This is a genomic window from Agromyces sp. Soil535 (assembly GCF_001428255.1).
Lineage (GTDB): Bacteria > Actinomycetota > Actinomycetes > Actinomycetales > Microbacteriaceae > Agromyces.
Window position 1 is genome coordinate 255,282 of the sequence record NZ_LMRW01000024.1, and the last position, 21,136, is coordinate 276,417.

The 21,136-nt window shown below is 70.9% G+C and carries 24 protein-coding genes; 17 read left to right on the forward strand and 7 right to left on the reverse strand.

The window, feature by feature from the left end; all coding sequences use genetic code 11:
* The first annotated feature begins 98 nt into the window (after nt 1-98).
* Together ASG80_RS16400 and ASG80_RS16405 are read left to right on the forward strand one after the other, a co-directional pair.
* The gene (locus ASG80_RS16400) at nt 99-1,202 is read left to right on the forward strand and encodes a hypothetical protein (protein WP_056732598.1); all 1,104 of its coding nucleotides are present in this window, start codon (nt 99-101) and stop codon (nt 1,200-1,202) included.
* 92 nt (nt 1,203-1,294) lie between these two features.
* Nucleotides 1,295-2,284 (forward strand): chaplin family protein, encoded by a 990-nt coding sequence (locus ASG80_RS16405; RefSeq protein ID WP_082590524.1) that lies wholly within the window; start codon nt 1,295-1,297, stop codon nt 2,282-2,284.
* Nucleotides 2,285-2,468: 184 nt separating this feature from the next.
* On the opposite strand, the gene ASG80_RS16410 is transcribed toward ASG80_RS16405, so the two are convergent.
* The gene (locus ASG80_RS16410; protein ID WP_056732602.1) at nt 2,469-3,128 is read right to left on the reverse strand and encodes a TetR/AcrR family transcriptional regulator; all 660 of its coding nucleotides are present in this window, start codon (nt 3,126-3,128) and stop codon (nt 2,469-2,471) included.
* A 93-nt stretch (nt 3,129-3,221) separates the two neighbouring features.
* On the opposite strand from ASG80_RS16410, the gene ASG80_RS16415 reads away from it, so the two are divergent.
* The gene (locus tag ASG80_RS16415; protein WP_082590525.1) at nt 3,222-4,745 is read left to right on the forward strand and encodes an MFS transporter; all 1,524 of its coding nucleotides are present in this window, start codon (nt 3,222-3,224) and stop codon (nt 4,743-4,745) included.
* A gap of 43 nt (nt 4,746-4,788) precedes the next feature.
* On the opposite strand, the gene ASG80_RS16420 is transcribed toward ASG80_RS16415, so the two are convergent.
* The gene (locus ASG80_RS16420) at nt 4,789-6,228 is read right to left on the reverse strand and encodes a PLP-dependent aminotransferase family protein (RefSeq protein ID WP_056732604.1); all 1,440 of its coding nucleotides are present in this window, start codon (nt 6,226-6,228) and stop codon (nt 4,789-4,791) included.
* A 61-nt stretch (nt 6,229-6,289) separates the two neighbouring features.
* Here ASG80_RS16420 and ASG80_RS16425 point away from each other — a divergent pair, with 61 nt between their 5' ends.
* Nucleotides 6,290-7,012 carry a YitT family protein gene (locus tag ASG80_RS16425; protein ID WP_056732607.1) on the forward strand — a complete coding sequence of 241 codons (723 nt, stop codon included), beginning with the start codon at nt 6,290-6,292 and terminating at the stop codon, nt 7,010-7,012.
* A 349-nt stretch (nt 7,013-7,361) separates the two neighbouring features.
* A complete protein-coding gene (locus tag ASG80_RS16430) occupies nt 7,362-8,051 on the forward strand; it encodes a hypothetical protein (protein ID WP_056732609.1) in 690 nt (229 codons plus the stop codon).
* A gap of 108 nt (nt 8,052-8,159) precedes the next feature.
* Here the strand turns inward: ASG80_RS16430 and ASG80_RS16435 are convergent, their stop codons facing one another.
* Nucleotides 8,160-8,921 (reverse strand): MerR family transcriptional regulator, encoded by a 762-nt coding sequence (locus ASG80_RS16435; RefSeq protein WP_056732611.1) that lies wholly within the window; start codon nt 8,919-8,921, stop codon nt 8,160-8,162.
* 216 nt (nt 8,922-9,137) lie between these two features.
* On the opposite strand from ASG80_RS16435, the gene ASG80_RS16440 reads away from it, so the two are divergent.
* The 9 genes from ASG80_RS16440 (at nt 9,138) to ASG80_RS16480 (ending at nt 15,405) form a co-directional block, all read left to right on the forward strand.
* The gene (locus tag ASG80_RS16440) at nt 9,138-10,010 is read left to right on the forward strand and encodes a hypothetical protein (protein WP_056732613.1); all 873 of its coding nucleotides are present in this window, start codon (nt 9,138-9,140) and stop codon (nt 10,008-10,010) included.
* Complete coding sequence (locus tag ASG80_RS16445) at nt 10,007-10,633, forward strand: PadR family transcriptional regulator (protein ID WP_056732615.1); 627 nt, start codon at nt 10,007-10,009, stop codon at nt 10,631-10,633. The genes ASG80_RS16440 and ASG80_RS16445 overlap by 4 nt, the downstream gene beginning before the upstream one ends.
* Nucleotides 10,634-10,715: 82 nt before the next feature.
* On the forward strand, nt 10,716-11,240 hold the full coding sequence (locus tag ASG80_RS16450) for a GNAT family N-acetyltransferase (protein ID WP_056732617.1): 525 nt from the start codon (nt 10,716-10,718) through the stop codon (nt 11,238-11,240).
* A 9-nt stretch (nt 11,241-11,249) separates the two neighbouring features.
* A complete protein-coding gene (locus ASG80_RS16455; RefSeq protein WP_056732619.1) occupies nt 11,250-11,669 on the forward strand; it encodes a CrcB family protein in 420 nt (139 codons plus the stop codon).
* Entirely contained in the window at nt 11,666-12,046 is a 381-nt protein-coding gene (crcB, locus tag ASG80_RS16460; protein ID WP_056732621.1) for a fluoride efflux transporter CrcB, read from the forward strand. The genes ASG80_RS16455 and crcB overlap by 4 nt, the downstream gene beginning before the upstream one ends.
* Before the next feature lie 73 nt (nt 12,047-12,119).
* Nucleotides 12,120-12,419 (forward strand): helix-turn-helix transcriptional regulator, encoded by a 300-nt coding sequence (locus ASG80_RS16465; RefSeq protein ID WP_156401892.1) that lies wholly within the window; start codon nt 12,120-12,122, stop codon nt 12,417-12,419.
* 2 nt (nt 12,420-12,421) lie between these two features.
* On the forward strand, nt 12,422-12,814 hold the full coding sequence (locus tag ASG80_RS16470) for a VOC family protein (protein WP_056732625.1): 393 nt from the start codon (nt 12,422-12,424) through the stop codon (nt 12,812-12,814).
* 37 nt (nt 12,815-12,851) lie between these two features.
* Nucleotides 12,852-14,960 carry an APC family permease gene (locus ASG80_RS16475; RefSeq protein ID WP_235508360.1) on the forward strand — a complete coding sequence of 703 codons (2,109 nt, stop codon included), beginning with the start codon at nt 12,852-12,854 and terminating at the stop codon, nt 14,958-14,960.
* Nucleotides 14,961-14,970: 10 nt separating this feature from the next.
* Nucleotides 14,971-15,405 (forward strand): DUF1801 domain-containing protein, encoded by a 435-nt coding sequence (locus ASG80_RS16480; RefSeq protein WP_056732627.1) that lies wholly within the window; start codon nt 14,971-14,973, stop codon nt 15,403-15,405.
* Nucleotides 15,406-15,556: 151 nt separating this feature from the next.
* On the opposite strand, the gene ASG80_RS16485 is transcribed toward ASG80_RS16480, so the two are convergent.
* Nucleotides 15,557-16,729 (reverse strand): NAD(P)-binding domain-containing protein, encoded by a 1,173-nt coding sequence (locus ASG80_RS16485; protein WP_056732629.1) that lies wholly within the window; start codon nt 16,727-16,729, stop codon nt 15,557-15,559.
* A gap of 198 nt (nt 16,730-16,927) precedes the next feature.
* On the opposite strand from ASG80_RS16485, the gene ASG80_RS16490 reads away from it, so the two are divergent.
* The 3 genes from ASG80_RS16490 to ASG80_RS16500 all read left to right on the forward strand — a co-directional run bounded on the left by ASG80_RS16490 (nt 16,928) and on the right by ASG80_RS16500 (nt 18,747).
* A complete protein-coding gene (locus ASG80_RS16490) occupies nt 16,928-17,128 on the forward strand; it encodes a DUF3073 domain-containing protein (protein WP_056732630.1) in 201 nt (66 codons plus the stop codon).
* 90 nt (nt 17,129-17,218) lie between these two features.
* Nucleotides 17,219-17,758 (forward strand): NUDIX hydrolase, encoded by a 540-nt coding sequence (locus ASG80_RS16495; RefSeq protein ID WP_056732632.1) that lies wholly within the window; start codon nt 17,219-17,221, stop codon nt 17,756-17,758.
* A gap of 35 nt (nt 17,759-17,793) precedes the next feature.
* Nucleotides 17,794-18,747, forward strand: coding sequence for a proline dehydrogenase family protein (locus ASG80_RS16500; RefSeq protein WP_056732634.1), 954 nt, complete (start codon nt 17,794-17,796; stop codon nt 18,745-18,747).
* 44 nt (nt 18,748-18,791) lie between these two features.
* Here the strand turns inward: ASG80_RS16500 and ASG80_RS16505 are convergent, their stop codons facing one another.
* The 3 genes from ASG80_RS16505 to purM are packed head-to-tail and all read right to left on the reverse strand — an operon-like array spanning nt 18,792 to nt 21,136.
* Nucleotides 18,792-19,202: a hypothetical protein gene (locus ASG80_RS16505; protein WP_056732636.1), complete on the reverse strand. Its 411-nt coding sequence runs from the start codon at nt 19,200-19,202 to the stop codon at nt 18,792-18,794.
* Between the two features lie 54 nt (nt 19,203-19,256).
* A complete protein-coding gene (locus ASG80_RS16510; RefSeq protein WP_056732638.1) occupies nt 19,257-20,024 on the reverse strand; it encodes an LLM class flavin-dependent oxidoreductase in 768 nt (255 codons plus the stop codon).
* A gap of 2 nt (nt 20,025-20,026) precedes the next feature.
* Nucleotides 20,027-21,136, reverse strand: coding sequence for a phosphoribosylformylglycinamidine cyclo-ligase (gene purM, locus ASG80_RS16515; protein WP_056732639.1), 1,110 nt, complete (start codon nt 21,134-21,136; stop codon nt 20,027-20,029).

Here is a 21,136-nt window from a genome sequence, read left to right on the forward strand (position 1 = left end):
GGGGCATCCGTCGCAGCGGGTCACGGGAAGCTGGGAATCACTCCGAGGGATTGCTGGACCCGTCTGCACCTTCGGAGTACCGTCGGAACGACTGGGGGGTGAGCGCGATGACGTCAGCGGATGCCGCACGGCCTGTGCCGTGGCTCCGCTACGCCCTGCTCGGCGTCCTCTTCGCCGCGATCTGGCTCGCCATCAGCCTCTTCTCGAGCGCCGACGGCGCTTCCGCAGAGGAGCAGGAGCCGAGCGGCCCGCCCGGTGCGGCGGGCGCTGCGGTCGCCACCGTCTCCGACACGACTGCCCCGGTCGGCCAGGGGCTGGGCGAGGTCGTCGAGCCCGTCGTCGAACCCGTGAACGTGGCGGCCGAGCCGGTCGTCGAGGCGATTCCCGAGCCGGTGGAGCCGGTCGCGGAGCCCGTCGTCGAAGCCGTCCCCGAGGTCAGCGAGACGGCCACGGGTGCCGCGAATGCTGCCGTCAAGGGCGCGAACGCGGCCGTCGGCACGGTCGGCAACGAGGTCGCGGCCGCTGCGATCGCCGCCGCGGGCAGCAAGCCCGTCGGCAAGGTCGTGCAGCCCGGCGGCCAGGCCGTGGACGACAGCGTCGAGGGCCTTCCGGTCGTCGGCGATGTCGTACCCAAGGGCCTCGTCGGCAAGACCGTCGGCGCGACTGCCGACGTCGCCGACGTCGCGCTGGACGCGGTCGTCGGCTCCGTGGGCGACCTCCCCACCGACGGCTCGGGACTGCTTCCACCGGTGCCGTCGATCCCGCTGCTTCCCGTCGGATCCGACGATCCCGGCGGCCCGGGACTTCCCGGGATTCCGAGCCTTCCCGGCGACTCCGATGAGGGCGCGTCACTCGGCTCCGCCGTGAGCGGGCCACCGAGCGACACCGTGTACTTCGCGCTCGACGGCTCGACCTCCTGGTCGGGCGACTCCGACCATCCCGGCGTGCCTGCCGACCTGTCGGGCGCCATCACCCCCGTCGGCGGTTCGCCGACGGGCGGATCTGCTCCCGGATCGCCCGCACCCGGCGGCGGCACGGGCTCCGGTGGAGCCGGTGCCGGCGGTGCCGGCGGTGCATCCGGAACCTCCGACGCGGCCTTCGCCGCGCTCGGCATCGACGCGCTCGCGTCGATGGTGCTGCGCTCGGTCGACGACGAACTGCCGTCGTCGCCGGTGTACGACACCGACACCACCCCTGACTGATCGGGGTCCGCTCCGCCTGCCTGCAGGCGGAAACGGTCATTGCTCCCTGCCACGGGAGCGAACACCCCATTCACAGTCAGGAGGACTGAATCATGAAACGATTGGCCTTGAGGGCGCTGTATGCGACCCTCTTCGCCGGGGGGCTCACGCTCCTCGGGGCCGGCGTCGCCCACGCGTCAGAGACGAGCGGCGACGACGGCATCCTCTCGGGTTCCCAGGTCGGGATCTCGATCGATTTCCCGGTCACGGTGAGCGGCAACGCGATCTCCCTCATCGGGGATTCGCAGTCGTCGGATGCCACGACCGAGGTCTCCTCGGGCGGCGGGGCCGACTCGGTCGCCGTCACCTCGGGTGACGACGGCATCGGGTCCGGCACGCAGGCGATCGTCGATGTCTCGGCGCCGGTCACGGTCGGCGGCAACGCCGTCTCCGTCATCGGCGACAGCTCGTCGAGCGACGCCGAGACGGTGGTGACCCCGGCCGAACCGGCCGCGGCATCCGCGGGATCGGCCGAGACGAGCGGCGAGGACTCGCTGCTCGGCGGCACGCAGCTGCTCGGGGATCTCGACCTCCCGGTCACGATCGGCGGCAATGCGATCTCGGGCATCGGCGAGAGCACGTCGACGGATGCCACGACGATCGTCGCGCCGGGAACCGGGGGCGGTTCCGCAACGACGGACAGATCCGATGGGCTGCTCGGGGGAGCACAGCTCATCACGGACCTGTCTCTGCCCATCACGATCGGCGGCAACGCCATCTCGGTGATCGGCGACAGCGAGACGGACGGCTCGACGACGATCGTCGATCCGACCGACCCGGTGGACCCCGTCGATCCCGTCGATCCGGTGGATCCCGTCGACCCGGTGGATCCCGTCGATCCGACCGACCCGACCGACCCGGCCACTCCTCGTGAGCCGGGCGGATCCTCGGTCGCCTCGTCCAGCGCCGCGAGGGCGGTGCCGGCATCCGCGAGGCTCGCTTCGACGGGCGCCGACCTGGCCGACCTCGGTATCGCCGCGCTCGCCATCCTCGGCGGGCTCGCGCTCGTGTTCGCAAGGAGGAGGTTCCCGATGCGACGTTGACCGGGTGGGGTCCGGCGCCGCGCCCCCAGCGTCGGGCCCCACCCCTCATGGCCGTGCTGCGAGCCCGAATGCGCACGGCCGGCCGTGCCGTCCGGGCGCGGCCGACGCGGGGCGGCGGCGATACCCGCCCGCCGCCCCGCGCCTCTTCGGCTGGAAGAGCTCGGATGCCACCTCGAGAGACGGGCTATGCGGTGCGACGATCCGCGGCGACGCCGGCCGCCGGGAGGAGCACCCCGTCGATGAGCGAGATCAGGTACTCGGCGTCGACGGGCTGCTTCTGGACGAGCACCCGGAACGCTGCCATCGCGGACGCCAGGACGGCGAGGGTCTCGACATCGCAGTCGGGTGAGATCTCGCCCCGCTCGATCGCCCGCCGGAGGAAGAGGCGGTTCACGGCCACCCGTGGCTCGATGATCGCCGCGTGGACGGCGTCGGCGAGCTCCGGCGAATTGGCGATCATGCCGAAGAGGCCGCCCATGATGCGCAGCTTGCGCTCGCCCTCCTCGATCGAGCGCGGCCGGATCATGGCGACCAGGTCGCCGCGCAGGGTGCCCGTGTCGGGGAGGTGCTCGGGGTCGAGCTCGCCCGCCTTCATGCAGGCGACCGCGTCGAGCACGAGGTCGGCCTTCGAGGGCCAGCGCCGGTAGATCGTCGCCTTGCCGGCCTTCGCGCGCGCGGCGACCATGTCGATCGTCATGCCATCGAAACCCGTCTCGGCGAGCACGTCGACCGCGGCCTCGAGGATCTGGGGATCGCGAGTGTGGTCGCGCTTGCGTCCGAGCGTCGACGTCGATCGGCCGCGAACGGGCTCCACGGACGGCTCGGGCTGCGTCATCGCGGTCATCTCCGTTCCTCGCGTTGCGCGTGATGTTAATGACATGTTACTTCAGGAACTGTTCATATCCGAAACTGGTCAGTCTCGTATAGAGTGGCGCCCATGACTTCCACTTCCACCGAATCCCACACGCCCGTAGCGGCCCCCTCCCGCAGGTGGTGGACGCTCGCGACCGTGGCCCTCGCCCAGCTCATGGTGGTGCTCGACGCCACCGTGGTCAACATCGCGCTGCCCGCCGCCCAGGCCGACCTCGGGTTCTCAGACGGCGATCGCCAGTGGATCATCACGGCGTACTCGCTCGCGTTCGGCAGCCTGCTGCTGCTCGGCGGCCGCCTCTCCGACCTCTGGGGCCGCAAGCGCACCTTCATCATCGGCCTCGTCGGGTTCGCGGCGGCGTCCGCGCTCGCCGGTGCGGCGCCGACGTTCGGCGTGCTCGTCGGGGGTCGTGCGCTGCAGGGCGCGTTCGGCGCGCTGCTCGCCCCGACGGCACTCGCGGTGCTGACCACCACCTTCACGATCCCCAAGGAGCGCGCGCGGGCCTTCGGCGTCTTCGGCGCCATCGCGGGCGCAGGCGGCGCCATCGGCCTGCTGCTCGGCGGATTCCTCACCGAGCAGTTCGACTGGCGGTGGAACCTCTACATCAACGTGTTCATCGCGCTCGTCGCGATCATCGGGGCCGCGGTCTTCGTGCGCCACATCCCGCGCACCGGCCCGCGCCCGAAGCTCGACCTCCCCGGCACCGTGCTCGTCTCGGGCGCGCTCTTCCTGCTCGTGTACGGCTTCTCGAACGCCGAGACCGAGGGGTGGGAGTCGCCGCTCACGTGGGGCATGCTCGCGGCATCCGCCGTGCTGCTCGTCGCCTTCGTGCTGTGGCAGCGGCGCGCCGTGCACCCGCTCCTGCCGCTCGCGATCGTGCGCGACCGCAACCGCGCCGCGGCGTACGCGTCGGTGCTCATCGCCGGGGCCGGCATGTTCGGCATCTTCCTGTTCGTCACGTACTACCTGCAGACCTCCCTCGGGTACTCGCCCATCCAGACCGGCCTGTCGTTCCTGCCGATGATCGGCATGCTGGTGCTCGCAGCGCAGCTGTCGACGAACCTCCTCGTGCCCCGGTTCGGGCCGAAGGTGATGGTGCCGTTCGGCATGCTCCTCGGATCGGCCGGAATGGTGTACCTCACCCACCTCGACGCGCAGAGCACGTACGCGGCCGACATCCTGCCGCCGCTCATGATCATCGGGTTCGCCATGGGCTCGATCATGCCGGCCTCGATGCAGTCGGCCGTCCTCGGCGTCGACCGGTCGTTCGCCGGCGTCGCCTCCGCGATGGTCAACACGAGCCAGCAGGTGGGCGGCTCGATCGGCACCGCCCTGCTCAACACGCTCGCCGCCACCGCCGCCGTGGACTACGTCGCGGCGCACACTCCGCCGACCGAGGCAGTGCTGGCGGATGCCGCCATCCACAGCTACGCGGTCGCGTACTGGTGGGGCGCTGCGTTCTTCGCGTTGGGCGCGGTGCTCGCGGCGGTGCTGTTCCGTCGCCGCGGCGACGGCCTGTCGCTCGCGACCCCGCGCGACGTCGAGCCCGAGGCGGCCCGCACGGCGGAGGAGGCCACGGCCGCCGTCTGACCTGGCCGCACCGCGCGCCGCCGCGCAGCTGCTCGCCTCCGGCTCAGACCACGGAGGCGAGCAGCTCGGGCTCGGGCTCGGCGACCGGCGCGTGGGCGAGCGAGCGCCAGGCACGGGCGAGTGCCTGCACCGCGGCGTCCGTCGTCTCGGGGGAGTAGCAGATGGGCAGGCGCAGGAACCGCTCGAACGCACCGTCGACGCCGAACCTCGGGCCCGCCGCGACGATGAGTCCCTCGCGACGGGCAGTGAGCGCGAGCTGCGAGCTCACGGACGCACCGAGCCCGACCCACGTGACGATGCCGCCGTCGACGTGCGGCACGTCCCACTCGGGGATGTGGCGCCCGAGCAGTTCCTCGAGGCCGTCGCGCCCGGCGCGTAGCTGTTCGCGACGCAGCTCGAGGATCTCGCCCATGCGGTCGAGGAGGCGGGTGACGATCAACTGCTCGAGGATCGGCGTGCCGAGGTCGCCCGGGGAACGCACCGCGAGCAGGCGGCGGATGAGCGGGCGCTCGGCGCGGATCCAGCCCACGCGCACGCCGCCCCACACGGTCTTGCCGACCGAGCCGATGAGCACCGCCGGTCCATCGGCGGCCATCGGCGGGAACTCGCCGCGACGGTCGATGTTGAGCTCGGCGGTGGTCTCGTCGGCGATCACGACCGTGCCCTGGCGTGCGGCCGCGTCGAGCACGCGGGCGCGGGCCGTGCGGCTCATGGTGCGACCCGTCGGGTTCTGGAAGTCGGGGATGAGGTAGGCCGCGACGGGGTTCGAGTGGCGGATCGCCTGCACGAGCCCCGCGGTCTCCTCGCGATCGTCGTCGCCGGTAACGTGCGGCGCGACCGGCACCGGCACGAGGCGAGCGCCCGCTGCACGAAGGGCCTCGTAGGCGTGCGGGTAGATCGGCACCTCTATGACGGCGCGATCTCCCCGGCCGATGAGCGCCCGCGACAGCAGGGCGATCGCATGCTGGGCGCCGATGGTGACCATGATCTGCTCCGGCGCCGTCGGCAGGCCGCGCGCCGTGTACCGGTCGGCGATCGCGGCGCGAAGGGCCGGCGTGCCGATGGGGTCGAACCCCGCGTCGGACAGGTACGCCGGAAGGTCGTCGACCGCCTGGCGGGCCACTTCGGGCAGCCACGGCAGGGCCGGCAGGACCGCCTTGGAGAAGTCGATGTACTCGTGGTCGAGGGGCGCGGGGAGCATCGCGGGCGCTCCGGGCAGGCGGGCGACGCTGCCGGACCCGCGCACGCTGTGCAGCATGCCCTGCTCGCGCACGTGCCGGTAGGCGGCGGTGACCGTGGTGCGGCTGAGCCCGAGCCGCTCGGCGAGGTCGCGCTCGGCCGGGAGTCGCGTGTCGACCCCGATGCGGCCGTCGACGATCAGCAGGCGGATGCGCTCGGCGAGCGCTTCGTAGGCGCTGCCCGATCCTCGCCAGTCGCCGAGGAGCAGTTCGAGGGAGCGCGCGGTGAGCGTGAGATCCACCATAAGGCCACTTTAGGCGAATTGGCTCTATACGAAAAGGCCAATCATGGAATTGGATTGCATCATGCTTCGCCGACCCACCGACCCCGCCCCCGTGCTCGTGCGCCGATTCGTGCAACTCTTCACCGGCCTGTTCCTCTACGGCATCGGCATCGCGCTCGTCGTGCGCGGCGAGCTCGGGGTCGCCCCGTGGGACGTGCTCACGCAGGGCATCGCGAAGCAGACCGGACTCAACTTCGGCCTCATCACCGTGATCACGAGCGGCATCGTGCTGCTGCTCTGGATCCCGATCCGCCAGAAGCCCGGGTTCGGCACCGTGATGAACGCCCTGCTCGTGGGCCCCGCCGCCGATGTCGGCCTGTGGCTCATCCCGCAGGGCCTCGACCTCTGGGTGCGCATCGTGCTGCTGGCCGCCGGCATCGTGGTCATCGCCATCGCCACCGGCCTCTACATCGGCGCGCATCTCGGCCCCGGACCGCGCGACGGCCTGATGACCGGCCTGCACCGGGTCACCGGATGGCGCATCTGGATCGTGCGCACCGGCATCGAGCTCGTCGTGCTCGCGGTCGGCTGGATGCTCGGCGGCAACGTCGGCATCGGCACCATCGCCTTCGCCCTGCTCATCGGCCCGCTCTGCGGGTACACCATCCCGTTCTTCGCGATCCGCCGTTCCGGCCGGATGCCCGCCGACCGCGTCGGCGCTCGCGCGAAGCCGACCGTGCGCACCGGCACGGTCGAGGCCCCCATCCCCGCGCCGTCCGCGGCACCGGGACGGGCGCCCGCCTGAACCGAACGCCCTGCCGTTCCACATCGATCCGAATCGACTGGAAAGGAGCCGGCCATGATCGCCACGATGTCGTTGCTCGCAGCCCTCGCGCTCGCGGGCGTCGCCGCCACGGTCGTCGACTGGGCGCGCGACGGATACCGCCGCGTACGCCCTCGCACCTGAGCGGCCACCGAACCCGGCAGGCCCGAGGCCGGGACACCCCTGGCCTGCCGCATCCGCCCCACGACTGCGGCCTGTCCTCTCCTGCCGCGGTCCATCCGCGCGATCTCCCCGGATTCCCTTCCGCCCCGTTCCCCTTCTGCCCGACACCGCCCGGAGATAGGTTGGGAGCGCGCGAGGGGAGGACTGCGTGGAGCGCACCGAGTCGATGACCCCGCCGACCTGGTCACCCCTCTACCGCACGACGGCCTGGCTCTGCGCGCTCATGGTCGGACTCATCGTCGTGCAGGTCGGCGTGTTCGTCGCGTGGCCGCCGCCCACGACCGTCGAGGGGTTCTACGAGCTGCTCATCGCGAACCCGCTGCTCGGCCTCGTGAGCCTCGACCTGCTCTACGTCGTGCAGAACACGATCCTCGCGGTCATCTACGTCGCACTGTTCGTGCGCATGCGGGCCGAGAGCCCCACGCTGAGCGTGCTCGGCCTCACGTGGGGCCTCCTGGGCATCGCCGCGTACTACCCGTCGAACCCGGCCTTCGAGCTCCTCGCGCTCAGCCGTGAGCGTGCGACATCCGGCCCCGACGTGAGCGCCTCGCTCGTCGCCGCGGGCGAGGCGGTGCTCGCCGGCTACACGGGAACGTCGTTCTCGGTGTACTACGTGCTGAGTGCGGTCGCCCTGGTGCTGTTCGCGATCGCGATCCTGCGCACTCGCCGACTCTCGGCGGCGACGGGCTGGTGGGGCCTCGCCGCGGGTGCGCTCATGATCGTGCCCTCGTCGGCCGGGGCCGTCGGCACCGCCTTCGCGCTCGCGTCCCTCGCGCCGTGGACGGTGTTCGTCGTGCTCCTCGCCCTCCGGTTCCGGGCGCTCTCGAAGCAGGGCTGAGCCGCGCCGGGACCGGTGCGCGCCACATCCGGCGCCACATCCGGCGCCCCGTCCGGCCCCCGTGCGACGACGGATGCCCCGGAGTGTCGCTCTGGGGCATCCGTTCGCCTACCCGAGGTTGCGCTCGGCGTAGACGGTCATCGCGTCGCGCACGAATTCCGCGCCGGCCTGGCCGCCGTAGTTCACGCCGAAGCGCTCGTCGGCCACGTACATCTCTGCGAGGCCGAGGAAGTACTCCTTCGATGGGCCCTCCGCGCCGCCGCCGGGCGTGCCGGGGATGCCGCGGAGCCAGTCGAAATGCCGCTGCGCGAGCGCCTGCGCCTCGTCGCCGGCCGGGTCGATGCCACGCTCGTACGCGTCGATCCAGTCGCTGCCGAGCTTCGCCGCGCGCTGCTGCCACGCGGCCTTCTCCTCTGCGCTCATCGAGCGCCACCATGCGTCGCTCCTCGCGTACGCATCCTTGCCCCAACGCTGCTCGACCTCCTCCTGGTACTGGGTGTGGTCGAAGCCGTCGAACATCTGCTCTGCCATGAGTCGTTCACCTCCTTCCAATGCTCCGATGGTGCGTTCGACCGACGCGATCTGCCGCGCCAGCCGGTCCTGCTCCCGATGCAGCCACTCCAGGTGGCCGCGAAGGGCATGTGGAGCGCGATCCTCCCGTTCGAGCACGTCGGCGATCACCGGGAGCCCGAGGCCGAGCTCGCGCAGCAGCATGATGCGCTGCAGGCGCACGAGCGCGGCGTCGTCGTAGTACCGGTAGCCGTTGCCGCCGATCCGACTCGGCGGCAGCAGCCCGATGTCGTCGTAGTGGCGAAGCGTGCGGCTGGTGGTGCCCGCGAGCTTCGCGATCTCCTGGATCGACCAGTCCACCGCGTCCTCCTCCCTGTGTCTCCGGGGGCGGTGCGCCCCACATCAGCCACGGTAGAGGTTGACGTCGCGTCAATGTCAAGCGGCGCAGCATCCACCGGGCTTGCATTCTCCCGAAACGCGATATATCGTGTTCTTGTCAAGACGCGATATATCGCGACCCAAGATGCCAAGGGCTGCGGATGCCCCAGCATCCCAAGCCCACAGAAGGAGAACTCCATGGCCATCGAGAAGTGGGTCATCGCCCCCGGGGAGTCCCGGGTCATCGACCTCGAGCTCGTGCGAAAGCTCAAGGTGAGCCTCATCGGCGGCAAGGTCGACGTGATCGCGCACGATGAGCCGGGCGCCCGCATCGAGGTCTCGGGCGTCACCGGGAAGGACCTCCTGGTGCAGATCGACGGCGACGTGCTCGAGATCGACCACCCGCAGCTGCGGTGGGACAACTTCATCGAAGCCTTCAAGGGCTTCGTTGGCAGCGCCAGGGCCGAGGTCTCGATCCTCGCGCCCCGTCACGTCGCCCTGAAGCTCGGCGTGGTCTCGGGACAGGCCCTCGTCTCGGGCTTCGCCGGCGATGCGAAGCTCAGCACCGTCTCGGGCGATGTCGTGATCGACAGCCACGAGGGCGACATCGAGCTCACGAGCGTCTCAGGCGAGCTCTCGGCCGGCAACCACACCGGCCGCGTGACCGCGCACTCCGTCTCGGGCGACGTCGTCGTGACCGGCGACATCGTGAGTTTCAACGCCGACACCGTCGCAGGCAACATGATCGTCGACGCCTACGGAACCCCCCACCGCATCGACACCAACACGGTCTCGGGCGACCTCACCGTGCGCTTCGAACCGGGCACCGGGGCACGCTACCGCATCAACACGGTCGGCGGCACCCTGCTGCTCGACGACATGACCATCAAGGGCATGCTCGGCAAGGGCTTCGAGCGCGTCGTCGGCGAGCTCGCTGGCCGCTGGCTGGAGCTCGGCGCCAACAGCGTGTCGGGCAACATCTCGATCATGCGCCGCGAGGCGCCGGCGAACCAGGGCACGACGGATGCCGCGTCCGGTGCAGGCGCGGGCGACGCCGAGGCGTCGGCATGACTCCGCCCGTCTTCGCCCACGGCAACCTGCGACTCTACCTGCTCGCCCTGCTCGACGAGCAGCCTCGTCACGGCTACGAGCTGATCCAGGCACTCTCCGACCGCTTCGGCGGGACCTACAGCCCGAGCGCGGGCACCATCTACCCGCGCCTGTCGAAGCTCGAGGAGGAGGGGCTCGTCTCGAAGTCCACCGACGGCCGCAAGACGGTCTACGAGATCACGGATGCCGGGCGCGCCGAGCTCGACGCACGACGGCACGAGCTCGACGCCATCGAGAGCGACCTCACCGATTCCGTACGCCGTCTCGCCGACGGCGTGCGCGCCGAGGTGAACGACGCGATGCGCTCGCTCCGTGCGGAGCTCGCGAGCGCCGCACGCGAGGCCAAGCTCGCCGCCACCGGCGCGTCCACGAGCGCGGCGGGCGGCGCCACGAAGCTGCACATCGACTCCAACCTCGCGGTGCACGAGGCCGACCTCGTGCTCAACGAGTTCCGGCAGCAGCTGCGCACCGACCTGCGCACGCAGGCGCACCGCGGCCGGGTGAGCGCCGAGTCGGTCTCCCTGCTCAAGGCGTCGCTCGCGCGGGTGCGCGCCGACGTGCTGGCATCGTTCGTCGACCGCTGACCCACGACGCACGCAGCTGCCAGGAGCGACGGATGCTGCGGCATCCGTTCCGCACGTCGGAGGCCCGTGGTTCGATGAGGACATGACCGACGTCGAACTCCAGCCGTGGTCCGACGACGACCTCGACCTGCTGCGGAGGGCGAACACGCACGAGCTGATGAACCAGCTCGGCGGCCCAGAGACCGACGAGCAGGTGATCGCCCGCCACGAACGCTACCTCCGCATGCAACGCGAGGGCACCGCCCACCAGTTCCGCATCGTCATCCCGGGGCATCCCGAGGGGGTCGGCATCGTCGGCTACTGGCAGCGCGACCATGACGGCGAGTCCGCGCTCGAGGCGGGCTGGTCGGTCGAGGAGGAGTACCGCGGGCAGGGCATCGCCCCCGCCGCCGTGCGCGCGATGCTCGAGCGGGCGCGCGCCGACGGCGAGACGCTGCCGGTGCACGCCTACCCCCGCGTGGACAACGCCGCCTCGAACGCGGTCTGCCGCAAGGCGGGCTTCGCGTTGCTCGGCGAGGCGGACTTCGAGATCACGCCCGGCAACGTGCTGCACACGAACGACTGGGTCGTCGAACTCTCGTCCGCGTCGGCGCCGGCCTCGGCGTAGCCTCGAGGGGTGCGCGCCTACCTCGCCGTCGCCGTCGGCGGCCTCATCGGCACCGGCCTGCGGCTCGCGTTCGATCTCGCGTTCCCGCACGGCGACGGACAGTTCCCCGTCGAGACACTGGTCGTCAACCTCGTCGGTGCGTTCGTGCTCGGCTGGCTCGCCGGCGGTCTCTGGACGCGCCCGACCACGCCCACGTGGCTGAAGGCGGGGATCGGCTCGGGCGTGATCGGCTCGTTCACGACGCTCTCCGCGGTCATGGCCTCGCTGGTCGTGCTCACGCGCGAGGGCGAGTCGTGGCTCGCCGCCGTCTACGTGCTCGTCACGATGGTCGGCGGGCTCGCCCTCGCCGCAGCGGGTCTGCGCATCGGCTCGCTGCTCGCGCACCGGCCGATGCCCACCGAGATCACGGATGCCGGGGAGACGCTGTGACCGGCGCCCTCTCCCCCCTCGTCGTGGCCGCCGTGCTCGTGGCCGGCGCGATCGGCGCCGTGCTCCGCTACGCGCTGTCGAGGGCGTACCCCGTGCGCCCGGGACACCTGCCGGGCGGCATCCTGATCGTGAACGTGGCGGGGTCCGCCGTGGCGGGTGCGCTGATCGGCCTCGCAGAGCGCGCGGCACTCGACGGCGACCTGCGCCTCATCCTCATCACCGGCTTCTGCGGGGGGCTCACGACGTTCAGCACGTGGAGCGTCGAGACGATCGAACTCATCGACGGCGGGCGGTGGCGTGCGGCCATCCTCAACGTGGTGGTGACGCTCGCGCTCGGTCTCGCGGCGGCCGCCGCGGCGTACCTGCTCGCGCGCTGACGCCGCCCCGCTGCACGCACCTGCCGCACCCACCCCTCGACAGGTAACCATCGGGTTGCCTATCATGGAAGGCGTGGATGCGGTGTTCAAGGCCATCTCCGACCCGACGAGGCGGATCCTCGTCGAGGAGCTGGCCGACCGCGACGGGCAGACGCTGTTCGAACTGTGCGTTCGGCTCATCTCCCGGCACGGCCTCGACGTCTCCAGGCAGGCGGTCGCGAAGCACCTCGACGTGCTCGAACGCGCCGGGCTCGTCGAGGTGCGCCGGGAGGGACGCTACCGCCTCCACACCCTCGATCGCGCGCCGCTGCGCGCGGCGTGGGACGAGTGGTTCCGTCCGCTCGTGCAACCAGGCGATCCATCAGAGGAGTGATCATGCGCATCAATCTCGCCAGCGTCCTCGTCGACGACCAGGTCAAGGCGCTCGCGTTCTACACCAAGGTGCTCGGCTTCGAGAAGAAGACCGACTTCCCGGTGGGCGAGGCCCGGTGGCTGACCGTGGTCTCGCCCGAGGATCCCGACGGCGTCGAGCTGGTGCTCGAACCCGACGATCATCCCGCCGTCGGGCCGTTCAAGCGGGCGCTCGTCGCCGACGGCATCCCGTTCACCTCGTTCGCGGTCGGCGACGTCGTGGCCGAGCACGCGCGATTGGCCGCTGCGGGTGTCGAGTTCACCCAGCCGCCGACGGCGATGGGGCCCATGACCACCGCCGTGTTCGACGACACGTGCGGCAACCTCATCCAGATCGCGAGCATGGCCTCCGCCTGACTTGACTTGCGTCACCGCGGGTGTAGTGTCGACCGCCGTGACGAATGAAGTCGGCGAGCCACCGGCAGAACTGAAATCGCCGAAGAACTGGATCATCGGCGACCCGCTCCCGACCGAGCATCTCGAAGGACAGCTCCTCCCGAAGTACCTGGCGCTGCCGATCTTCGCGAGCGACCCGCTCTCGTCGGTGGCCTACGCGCCCCAGGAGCTCGTGATGATCCTCCTCGTCGGCGGTCTCGCCTTCCTGAGCTTCGCGCCATGGGTCGCGCTCGCGGTCATCGTGCTCCTCATCACGGTCGTCGCGAGCTACCGCCAGCTCATCCGCGCCTACCCGTCGGGCGGCGGCGACTACGAGGTCGCGCACCGCAACCTGGGCGAGAAGGCGGGCCTCGTCGTCGCATCCGCCCTGCTGGTCGACTACGTGATGACGGTGGTCGTCTCGGTGGCGTCGGGCGTCGACAACATCATCTCGGCGATCCCCGAGCTGAACCCGTTCCGCGTCCAGATCGCCATCGTGTTCGTCATCATCCTCGCCGCCATCAACCTCCGGGGGGTCAGCGAGTCGTCGAAGGCGTTCGCCGTGCCGACCTACCTCTTCATCGGCAGCGTGTTCGTGATGATCGTCGTCGGCCTCACGCGCACCTTCCTGGGCGATCCACCCGTCGCCGAGTCGGCCGGCTTCGCCGTGCAGGGCGAATCGTTGACGCAGGCGGGGATCATCCTGCTGCTGCTCCGTTCCTTCGCGAGCGGATGCTCCGCCCTCACGGGCGTCGAGGCGATCTCGAACGGCGTGCCGGCGTTCCGACTGCCGAAGATCCGGAACGCCCAGCTGACGCTCACGTACATGGGCGGCATCGCGATCATCCTCTTCGCAGGACTCACGGCCGTCGCGCTCATCTCGCAGGTGCACTACGCCGAGGACCCGTGTCACCTGATCGGCTGGACCGAGTGCGCCACCGAGCCGCAACCCAGCCTCATGGCCCAGGTCGCGTCGGCGACGTTCGGCGAAAACACGTTCCTCTTCTACGTGATCCAGGCGACGACCGCCCTCGTGCTGCTCCTCGCGGCGAACACCGCCTTCAACGGGTTCCCGCTGCTCGGCTCGGTGCTCGCCCAAGACGGCTACGCCCCGAAGTCGCTCTCGACCCGAGGCGACCGCCTGATCTACTCCAACGGCGTCGTGATCCTCGCGCTCGCGGCCTGCGTGATCCTTCTGATCTTCCAGGCGAACCTCACGGTGCTGATCCAGCTCTACATCATCGGCGTCTTCGTGTCGTTCACGGTCGGCCAGACCGGCATGGTGCGGCACTGGCTGCGGGAGCTCCGCACATCCGGCCGCCCGAAGCCGCCGCGGGGGCGGCCTGACACCTCGGGCGACCGACCGATCACCCGCGCCGCGATGTGGCGCGGCCTCTTCATCAACGCGGTCGGGGCCGCGATGACGGCGGTGGTGCTCATCGTGGTCACGATCACGAAGTTCACCCACGGCGCGTGGATCGTGTTCGTGCTCATGCCGGTGCTGTACTTCCTCATGTTGGGTGTGAACCGGTACTACCGCGATGTCGAGAAGGAGATCGAGGTCGACCCGACGACGAAGTTCGGCGCCACCGGCGACCACGCGATCGTGCTCGTGGGCCGCATGCAGAAGCCGACCCTGAAGGCGCTCGACTACGCCATCGCCGCCCGCCATGACTCCCTCGAGGCCGTGCACGTCTCCCTCGACGACGAGGCGACCAAGCGGCTCAAGAAGGACTGGGTGAAGCAGAACATCCACGTGAAACTCCGCATCCTGTCGTCGCCGTACCGCGACCTCAGCCACCCGCTGATCCAGTACATCAAGGGCCGGCGCGCGGAGCACGGCGCCGAGGTCGTGACGGTCTACATGCCGCAGTACATCGTGGGCCACTGGTGGGAGGGCCTGCTGCACAACCACAAGGCCCGACGCATCAGGCAGAAGCTCCTGCTCGTGCACGGCGTCACGGTGGCCCTCGTGCCGTGGCTGCTCGACTCGTCCGACCTCATCTACGGGCGCCGCTCACGGCCGCTGCCCGGCCAGGATCGCCGCGGCGAGCCCGTGCGTCCGGTGCCGCGGCGCCCGATCGCCGAGAAGCAGGGCACCGGTGCCGGCCAGAAGGGCCAGCGCTAGGCTGCTGCCCATGGCGGTCGACGACGACGTGCGCGCGTTCCTCGACCGGGTGCAGCACCCGGTGCGACGACGCGACGCCGACACGATGCTCGAGCTGATGGAGCAGGTGACCGGCCAGCCCGCGCGCATGTGGGGCACCTCGATCGTGGGCTTCGGCAGCTACCACTACCACTATGAGAGCGGCCGCGAGGGCGATGCCCCGGCGGCGGGCTTCTCGCCGCGCAGGGGCGCGACGACCGTCTACCTCGCCGACGGCGTCGGCCCGCACCCCGACCTGCTCGAGCGGCTGGGCCCGCACACCACGGGCGTCGGATGCCTCTACCTCAAGGATCTCGAGCAGGTCGACCTCGGCGTGCTCGAGGCGCTCGTGCGCGCGTCGTACGAGACGCTGAGTGCCGGCACCTACGGCCGGCGTGCCCGCGAGGGCGGCGAGGGCGAGGCCTGACCACGCGTCCCTCCGGGTGGTGCCTCCCAGCCCTCCGCTCTGTTCCGAGCACAGGAAGACACCCCGCGACAGTCACGAGAACAGGCATCCTCGACCGCTCCGCGCCACGGACTCCTGTTCTTCGAAGCACAGATGACGCGGCATCCGCTGCCTAGAGCATCGCCATGATCTGGCGCGCGATCATGCGGCCGGCACGGTTGGCGCCGATGGTGGAAGCCTGCGGACCGTAGCCCGCGAGGAAGATGCGGGGGTCGCTCCATGCCGCGCCCTGGCCCACGGCGACGCCCCCGGTCTTCTCACGGAGCTTGAGCGGCGACAGGTGGCGCAGCTCGGGCCTGAACCCGGTGGCCCAGATGATCGCATCGGCGCGGGCCATGCCGCCCTCGTCGCCGTCCCAGACGACCCGGTCGGGCTCGATGCGGTCGAACATCGGGCGCGCGACGAGGAGCCCGCGCTCGATGCCGGCTGCGATGCGACGGCTCCTCGGCACGCCCGTGCCGCTCACGATCGAGGGCAGCGCGCGACCCGACCTGGCCGCCTCGTCCTGCCGCGCGACGGCGGCGGACGCCCCCTCGAGGTCGAGCTCCTGGCGGTCGAGCCAGTCGATCGGGCGTCTCGAGACCCAGGTCAGCCCTGCCGCGACGGCCTCGAGCTCGAGCATGAACCCGATCGCCGAGGTGCCACCGCCCACGACCACCACGTGCTTGTCGCGGAAGTGCTCGGCATCGGCGTAGTCGGAGGTGTGCACGTGCCGCCCCGCGAAGTCGGTCATGCCGGGGTAGTAGGGCACGAACGGCGATCCCCAGGTGCCGGTGGCGTTCACGAGGAACCGCGTCGCGATCTCGTGCTGCGGAGCGAGCGGCACGGCGGGATCCTCGTACGCCCTGCGACGCCGACCGAAGAGCCCCTTCGCCTTCAGCTCCTCGATGGGCTGCGGCGTGAGGTCCTCGTAGTGCACGAGCAGGTCGACGCCCTCGTTCACCACCGAGCGCACGTTCATCGGCCGTCGCACGCGCAGGTCGAAGTGCTCCTCGAACCGGCCGTAGTAGTCGGCGACGACCTGCTTGGCCGGCAGAGCGCGGTCGGCCGTCTCGAAGCTGAGCCCGAGCTCGGCCATGCCCGGCAGGTCGTTCACCCGGTGCGCGGTCCCGAGTCGCAACGACGACCAGCGATGCTGCCATGCGCCGCCCGGGCCCGGCGCGCGGTCGAGCATCACGAAGTCCTCGTCGGCGACGAGCTCGAAACGTCGCAGGTAGAAGGCGACGGAGAGGCCGGCCTGCCCGGCTCCGATCACCACGACCTTCACACGTTCAGGGCTCGTCATCACCTGACAATCTCAGCATGACTTGCTGTATGCGCGCACCACGGAGCGTGCCGACTTCGCGGGTCCATCCGGACGTTGTGGATGGCTCCGACCCGCCCGATTCGCGGTGCTAAACTGGCAGTCGGACGAATTTCTTTTATCAGATGAGCGCCGGGTGAAGACCATCCCACCCGGCCAGATGCCGTAAGGGGGTCACGCATGGGGCGCGGCCGTCAGAAAGCCAAGCACACCAAGGTCGCTCGGGAGCTGAAGTACTTCAGCCCGAACACGGACTACACGGCGCTTGAGCGCGAGCTCACCGGCTCGCAGCATGACGAGTACAACGATGAGGCGTCGAAGTGGTCGGAGTACGCCGACGACGATGACACCTACGTCACGGGCGACGAACAGCGCGCGTAGCCGCGTCTGAGGTCTCAGCATCGCTCCAGGCGTGCGCCGCCGCGCCTTGCCCTCACGGGTCGGTCCCGACGTTCGTCGTAGGCTGACCGGATGAGCGAACTGCCGCGTGCCCTCACCTCCCGTACCGCCTACGAGAACGACTGGATGCGGGTGCGCGAGGATGTCGTGCGCTGGCCGGGCGGACACGAGGCGATCTACGGCGTGGTCGAGAAGCCCGACTTCGCCGTCGTGCTGCCACGCGATGGCGACGGCTGGTGGATGGTGCAGCAGTACCGCTACACGATCGGCCGGCGCGTATGGGAGTTCCCGCAGGGCTCATGGCCTGCGGGGCACGACGGCGACACGCTCGCACTCGCGGCGGCGGAGCTGCGCGAGGAGACCGGGCTCGTCGCCGCCTCCCTCGAGCACATCGGCCGGATGCAGGAGGCCTACGGGTTCGCGAGCCAGGCGTGCGACGTCTACCTCGCCACCGACCTGACCGAGGGCGAGCCCGACCGGGAGCCCACCGAGCACGGCATGGTGCATCGGTTGGTCGCCGACGAGGAGCTCGAGCGGATGATCCGCGCAGGGGACGTCGTCGACTCGGTGACGATCGCGGCGCTCACGTTCGCGCGGCTCCGGCTTCGGTGAACGTGTTGAATTCCATTGCCACCAGACGGAGGCCCATGTCCGACCAGCGATCGCTCGCCGCCGAGGTCCTGCGCGCCTGGGCGCTCGACGAGCCCCTCAAGGCCCGTGCGATGGCCGATCCCGCCGCCGCGACGGTGGCGAGGCGCATCGCCGCCCGCTACGTCGCCGGTGAGACCGTCGACGACGCACTCGCCGCGGCACGCGCCATCCTCGAGCGCGGCCACGGCGTGAGCCTCGAGTACACGGGCGAGAGTGTGCGCGACGCCGAGCTCGCCGACCGCGAAACCGAGGTCTTCCTCGCGCTCATCGGCCGGCTCCGCGACGCCGATCTCCCCGCGACCGTCTCCTTCGACCTCAGCCACATCGGCCTGCTCCAAGGCCCCGACCACGTGCACCGCAACGCGATGCGCCTCGCGGAGGCGATCGCGCCGCTCGGCACAGCGCTTATGGTCTCCGCCGAGGCCTCCGACCGCACCGACCTGGTGCTGCAGGCGACCGAGCGGCTCGCGGCCGACGGCGCGCCGGTCGGCCTCACCGTCCAGGCGCGCCTGCACCGGACCCCGGGCGACCTCGAGCGCGCGCTGGCGCTGCCCGGGCCGGTTCGCCTCGTGAAGGGCGCGTTCCTCGAGTCGTCGGATGTCGCGCTCCCCCGTGACGGCGCCGAACTGACCGGCCGCTACCTCGACCTGGCGACGGCGCTCATCGCGTCGGGCCACCACGTGAACATCGCCACCCACGACCCCGGGATCGTCGATGCGGTGCTCCGCGATCATGCCGACGCCGTGCGCTCCGGCCGAGTCGAGTTCGAGATGCTCCGCGGGCTCGGCACCGACCTGCTCGACCGGCTGCACGCCGACGGGCATCCGACCCGCGAGTACGCGATCTTCGGCACCGAGTGGTGGCTCTACGTGCTCAACCGGATCGCCGAGCATCCCGACCGGGTGTTCGAGGCGATCCTCGACGCAGGCGTCGACCTGCCTTCGGCGTAGGCCGCCGACGTCGATGCGCGAAGGCCATCGCGTCCATCCCTTGCTCAGGTCTGCGCCTCAGCCGCGCTGGGCCGGAGCCCGCGCCACGCGAGCAGCAGCAGCACGACCCGCGCGACACCGAACGCCCAGGGCACGGGCAGCGCGAAGCCGAGCCAGAACACGATCTCGACGGGCAGGAGCGCGAGGCTCAGGATCGCGCCGATGCGAGACCCGCGCCACACCAGCCAGGCCGCGAACGCCGACACCATGAGCACGAGCAGGAACGCGATGAGCAGCGCGGCGAACACGCCCACGCTGAACTGATCCGACCACGGACCCCCGTACATGGGGAACAGGTCGAAGAACCGCGGCAAGCCTCCGGTGTCGAGGTGGTAGACCGCGATCGGGATCGCGGGGAGTCCGAATCCGGCGGCGTACACCCACGTCAGCACGGCGTCGATCCGAGCGAACCTCATGCCGACCTCGATCCCGATGATCCGACGGGCTGGAGCCTGAGTGGTGCTCGGATTCTACGCCGCGCCGGATCGCCAACGGGCGGTCTCCTCGACGAAGCGCTCGAGCTCGCCGAGGGTGTTCGTGGGCGTGATCGCGCGCAGCACGACCTCGTCGACGACGTCGAACGCAGCGAGGCCCGCGGCATCCGTCACCGTCGCGTCCATTGCGCGTATGCCGAGCCGCTCGAAGTTGGCGGCGTACGTCGGCACCTTCTCGTAGCGGGCGACCTCGCGCTCCAGCACCGGTCGCGCCTCGGGCTCGGCGATCGTGCGCACGTAGAGCACGGTCCGCAGCGCCGGAGCGACGGCCGCGGACGCCGCGCTGTGGAACTCCGCGCCCGCATCGGCCGCGGCCTGCGGCGTGAGCCAGTTGAGCAGCACGCCGTCGGCACGCTCGGCGGCGAGTTGTCGCATCTTCGGCCCGAGGGCGCCGACGACGATCGCGGCATCCGTCGCGGCACGCAGCGTCGCGACGCCGTCGCGCACGAGGGCGAGCGGGTGCGTGGCGGCGCCCGAGCCGATGCCGATCGTCAAGCGATCGGTCGGCAGCCCGTGCAGCTCGAGCGTGCCGGCGGGCCGGCGGTCGAGCGGGATCACCCCGGTCGCGAGCCCGAGTTCCTCGGAGGCGGCGGCCGCGACGCGGAGGCCGTCGAGGGAGTCGCCACCGGGCACGTCGTTGATCCAGAGCGTCGAGAAGCCGAGGCGCTCGATGCGCGGCGCGAGCGCACGGATCACGTCGACGCCCGTGGTGCCGGTGAGTCCGATCGAGACGGCGGCGTGCATTGTCAGCCCGCGTACGCTCCGACGAGGCGCACGGCGCCGCCATCGACGCCCTTCGCGCCCTGCTCGAACCCGTCGAGGTCGCGGGCGCCGATCGCGACCGTGCCCGCCTGCCAGGCGGGCAGGCCGAGCGCGCCGAGCTCGGCCACGACGTCGGCCGCGGCATCGGCTGCCACGACCGCGAAGAAGCCGATGCCCAGGTTCCACGTGCCCTCGGTGGATTCGAGCGTGGTGCCGGCGAGGTCGTTGAGCACGCGGAAGACCGGCGCGGGCGACCAGGTCGACCGGTCGAGCTCGACCCAGGAGCCACGGGGCAGCACCCGCGCGAGGTTGGCCGCGATGCCGCCGCCCGTGACGTGCGAGAGCGAGTGCACGGATGCCGCGAGCCGCTCGTGCTCGAGCAGGCGCACGAGCGGCCCGGTGTAGAGCCGTGTCGGCTCGAGGAGGGCCTCGCCCCACGTCGAACTGAAGGCGGGCGCGGCATCCGTGTAGCCGATGCCGGCGCCCGACAGGATGTGCCGCACGAGCGAGAACCCGTTGGAGTGCAGGCCGCTCGAGGCGATCGCGATGACCGCATCGCCGTCGCGTACTCGGTCGGCGCCGAGGAGCCGGTCGGCCTCGACGACGCCCACCGCGGCGCCTGCCACGTCGTAGTCGTCGGCGCCCATGAGGCCCGGGTGCTCGGCAGTCTCGCCGCCGACCAGGGCGGTGCCGGTCTCGGCGCAGGCGCGGGCGATGCCCGTGACGATGGCGGCGATGCGCTCGGGCACGACCTTGCCGCACGCGATGTAGTCGGTCATGAAGAGCGGCTTCGCCCCGACGACCACGATGTCGTCGACGACCATGCCCACGAGGTCCTGCCCGATCGTGTCGTGCGTGTCGAGCGCCTGCGCGATCGCGATCTTCGTGCCGACGCCGTCGGTGGAGGTGGCGAGCAGCGGGCGCGCGTAGTCCTTCGCGAACGACAGGTCGAAGAGCCCCGCGAAGCCGCCGACGCCGCCGAGCACGCCCGGCCCATGGGTTGCGGCGACCGCCTCCTTCATGAGTTCGACGGCGAGGTCGCCGGCGCGGGTGTCGACTCCGGCAGCGGCGTAGGAGGAGTTCGCGTCGGTCAC

Coding starts and splice junctions, on each gene's coding strand:
- ASG80_RS16405 (WP_082590524.1), top strand. CDS start 1,295: ATGAAACGATTGGCCTTGAGGGCGCTGTATGCGACCCTCTTCGCCGGG.
- ASG80_RS16410 (WP_056732602.1), bottom strand. CDS start 3,128: ATGACCGCGATGACGCAGCCCGAGCCGTCCGTGGAGCCCGTTCGCGGC.
- ASG80_RS16415 (WP_082590525.1), top strand. CDS start 3,222: ATGACTTCCACTTCCACCGAATCCCACACGCCCGTAGCGGCCCCCTCC.
- ASG80_RS16420 (WP_056732604.1), bottom strand. CDS start 6,228: ATGGTGGATCTCACGCTCACCGCGCGCTCCCTCGAACTGCTCCTCGGC.
- ASG80_RS16425 (WP_056732607.1), top strand. CDS start 6,290: ATGCTTCGCCGACCCACCGACCCCGCCCCCGTGCTCGTGCGCCGATTC.
- ASG80_RS16440 (WP_056732613.1), top strand. CDS start 9,138: ATGGCCATCGAGAAGTGGGTCATCGCCCCCGGGGAGTCCCGGGTCATC.
- ASG80_RS16445 (WP_056732615.1), top strand. CDS start 10,007: ATGACTCCGCCCGTCTTCGCCCACGGCAACCTGCGACTCTACCTGCTC.
- ASG80_RS16450 (WP_056732617.1), top strand. CDS start 10,716: ATGACCGACGTCGAACTCCAGCCGTGGTCCGACGACGACCTCGACCTG.
- ASG80_RS16470 (WP_056732625.1), top strand. CDS start 12,422: ATGCGCATCAATCTCGCCAGCGTCCTCGTCGACGACCAGGTCAAGGCG.
- ASG80_RS16480 (WP_056732627.1), top strand. CDS start 14,971: ATGGCGGTCGACGACGACGTGCGCGCGTTCCTCGACCGGGTGCAGCAC.
- ASG80_RS16485 (WP_056732629.1), bottom strand. CDS start 16,729: ATGACGAGCCCTGAACGTGTGAAGGTCGTGGTGATCGGAGCCGGGCAG.
- ASG80_RS16490 (WP_056732630.1), top strand. CDS start 16,928: ATGGGGCGCGGCCGTCAGAAAGCCAAGCACACCAAGGTCGCTCGGGAG.
- ASG80_RS16495 (WP_056732632.1), top strand. CDS start 17,219: ATGAGCGAACTGCCGCGTGCCCTCACCTCCCGTACCGCCTACGAGAAC.
- ASG80_RS16500 (WP_056732634.1), top strand. CDS start 17,794: ATGTCCGACCAGCGATCGCTCGCCGCCGAGGTCCTGCGCGCCTGGGCG.
- ASG80_RS16505 (WP_056732636.1), bottom strand. CDS start 19,202: ATGAGGTTCGCTCGGATCGACGCCGTGCTGACGTGGGTGTACGCCGCC.
- ASG80_RS16510 (WP_056732638.1), bottom strand. CDS start 20,024: ATGCACGCCGCCGTCTCGATCGGACTCACCGGCACCACGGGCGTCGAC.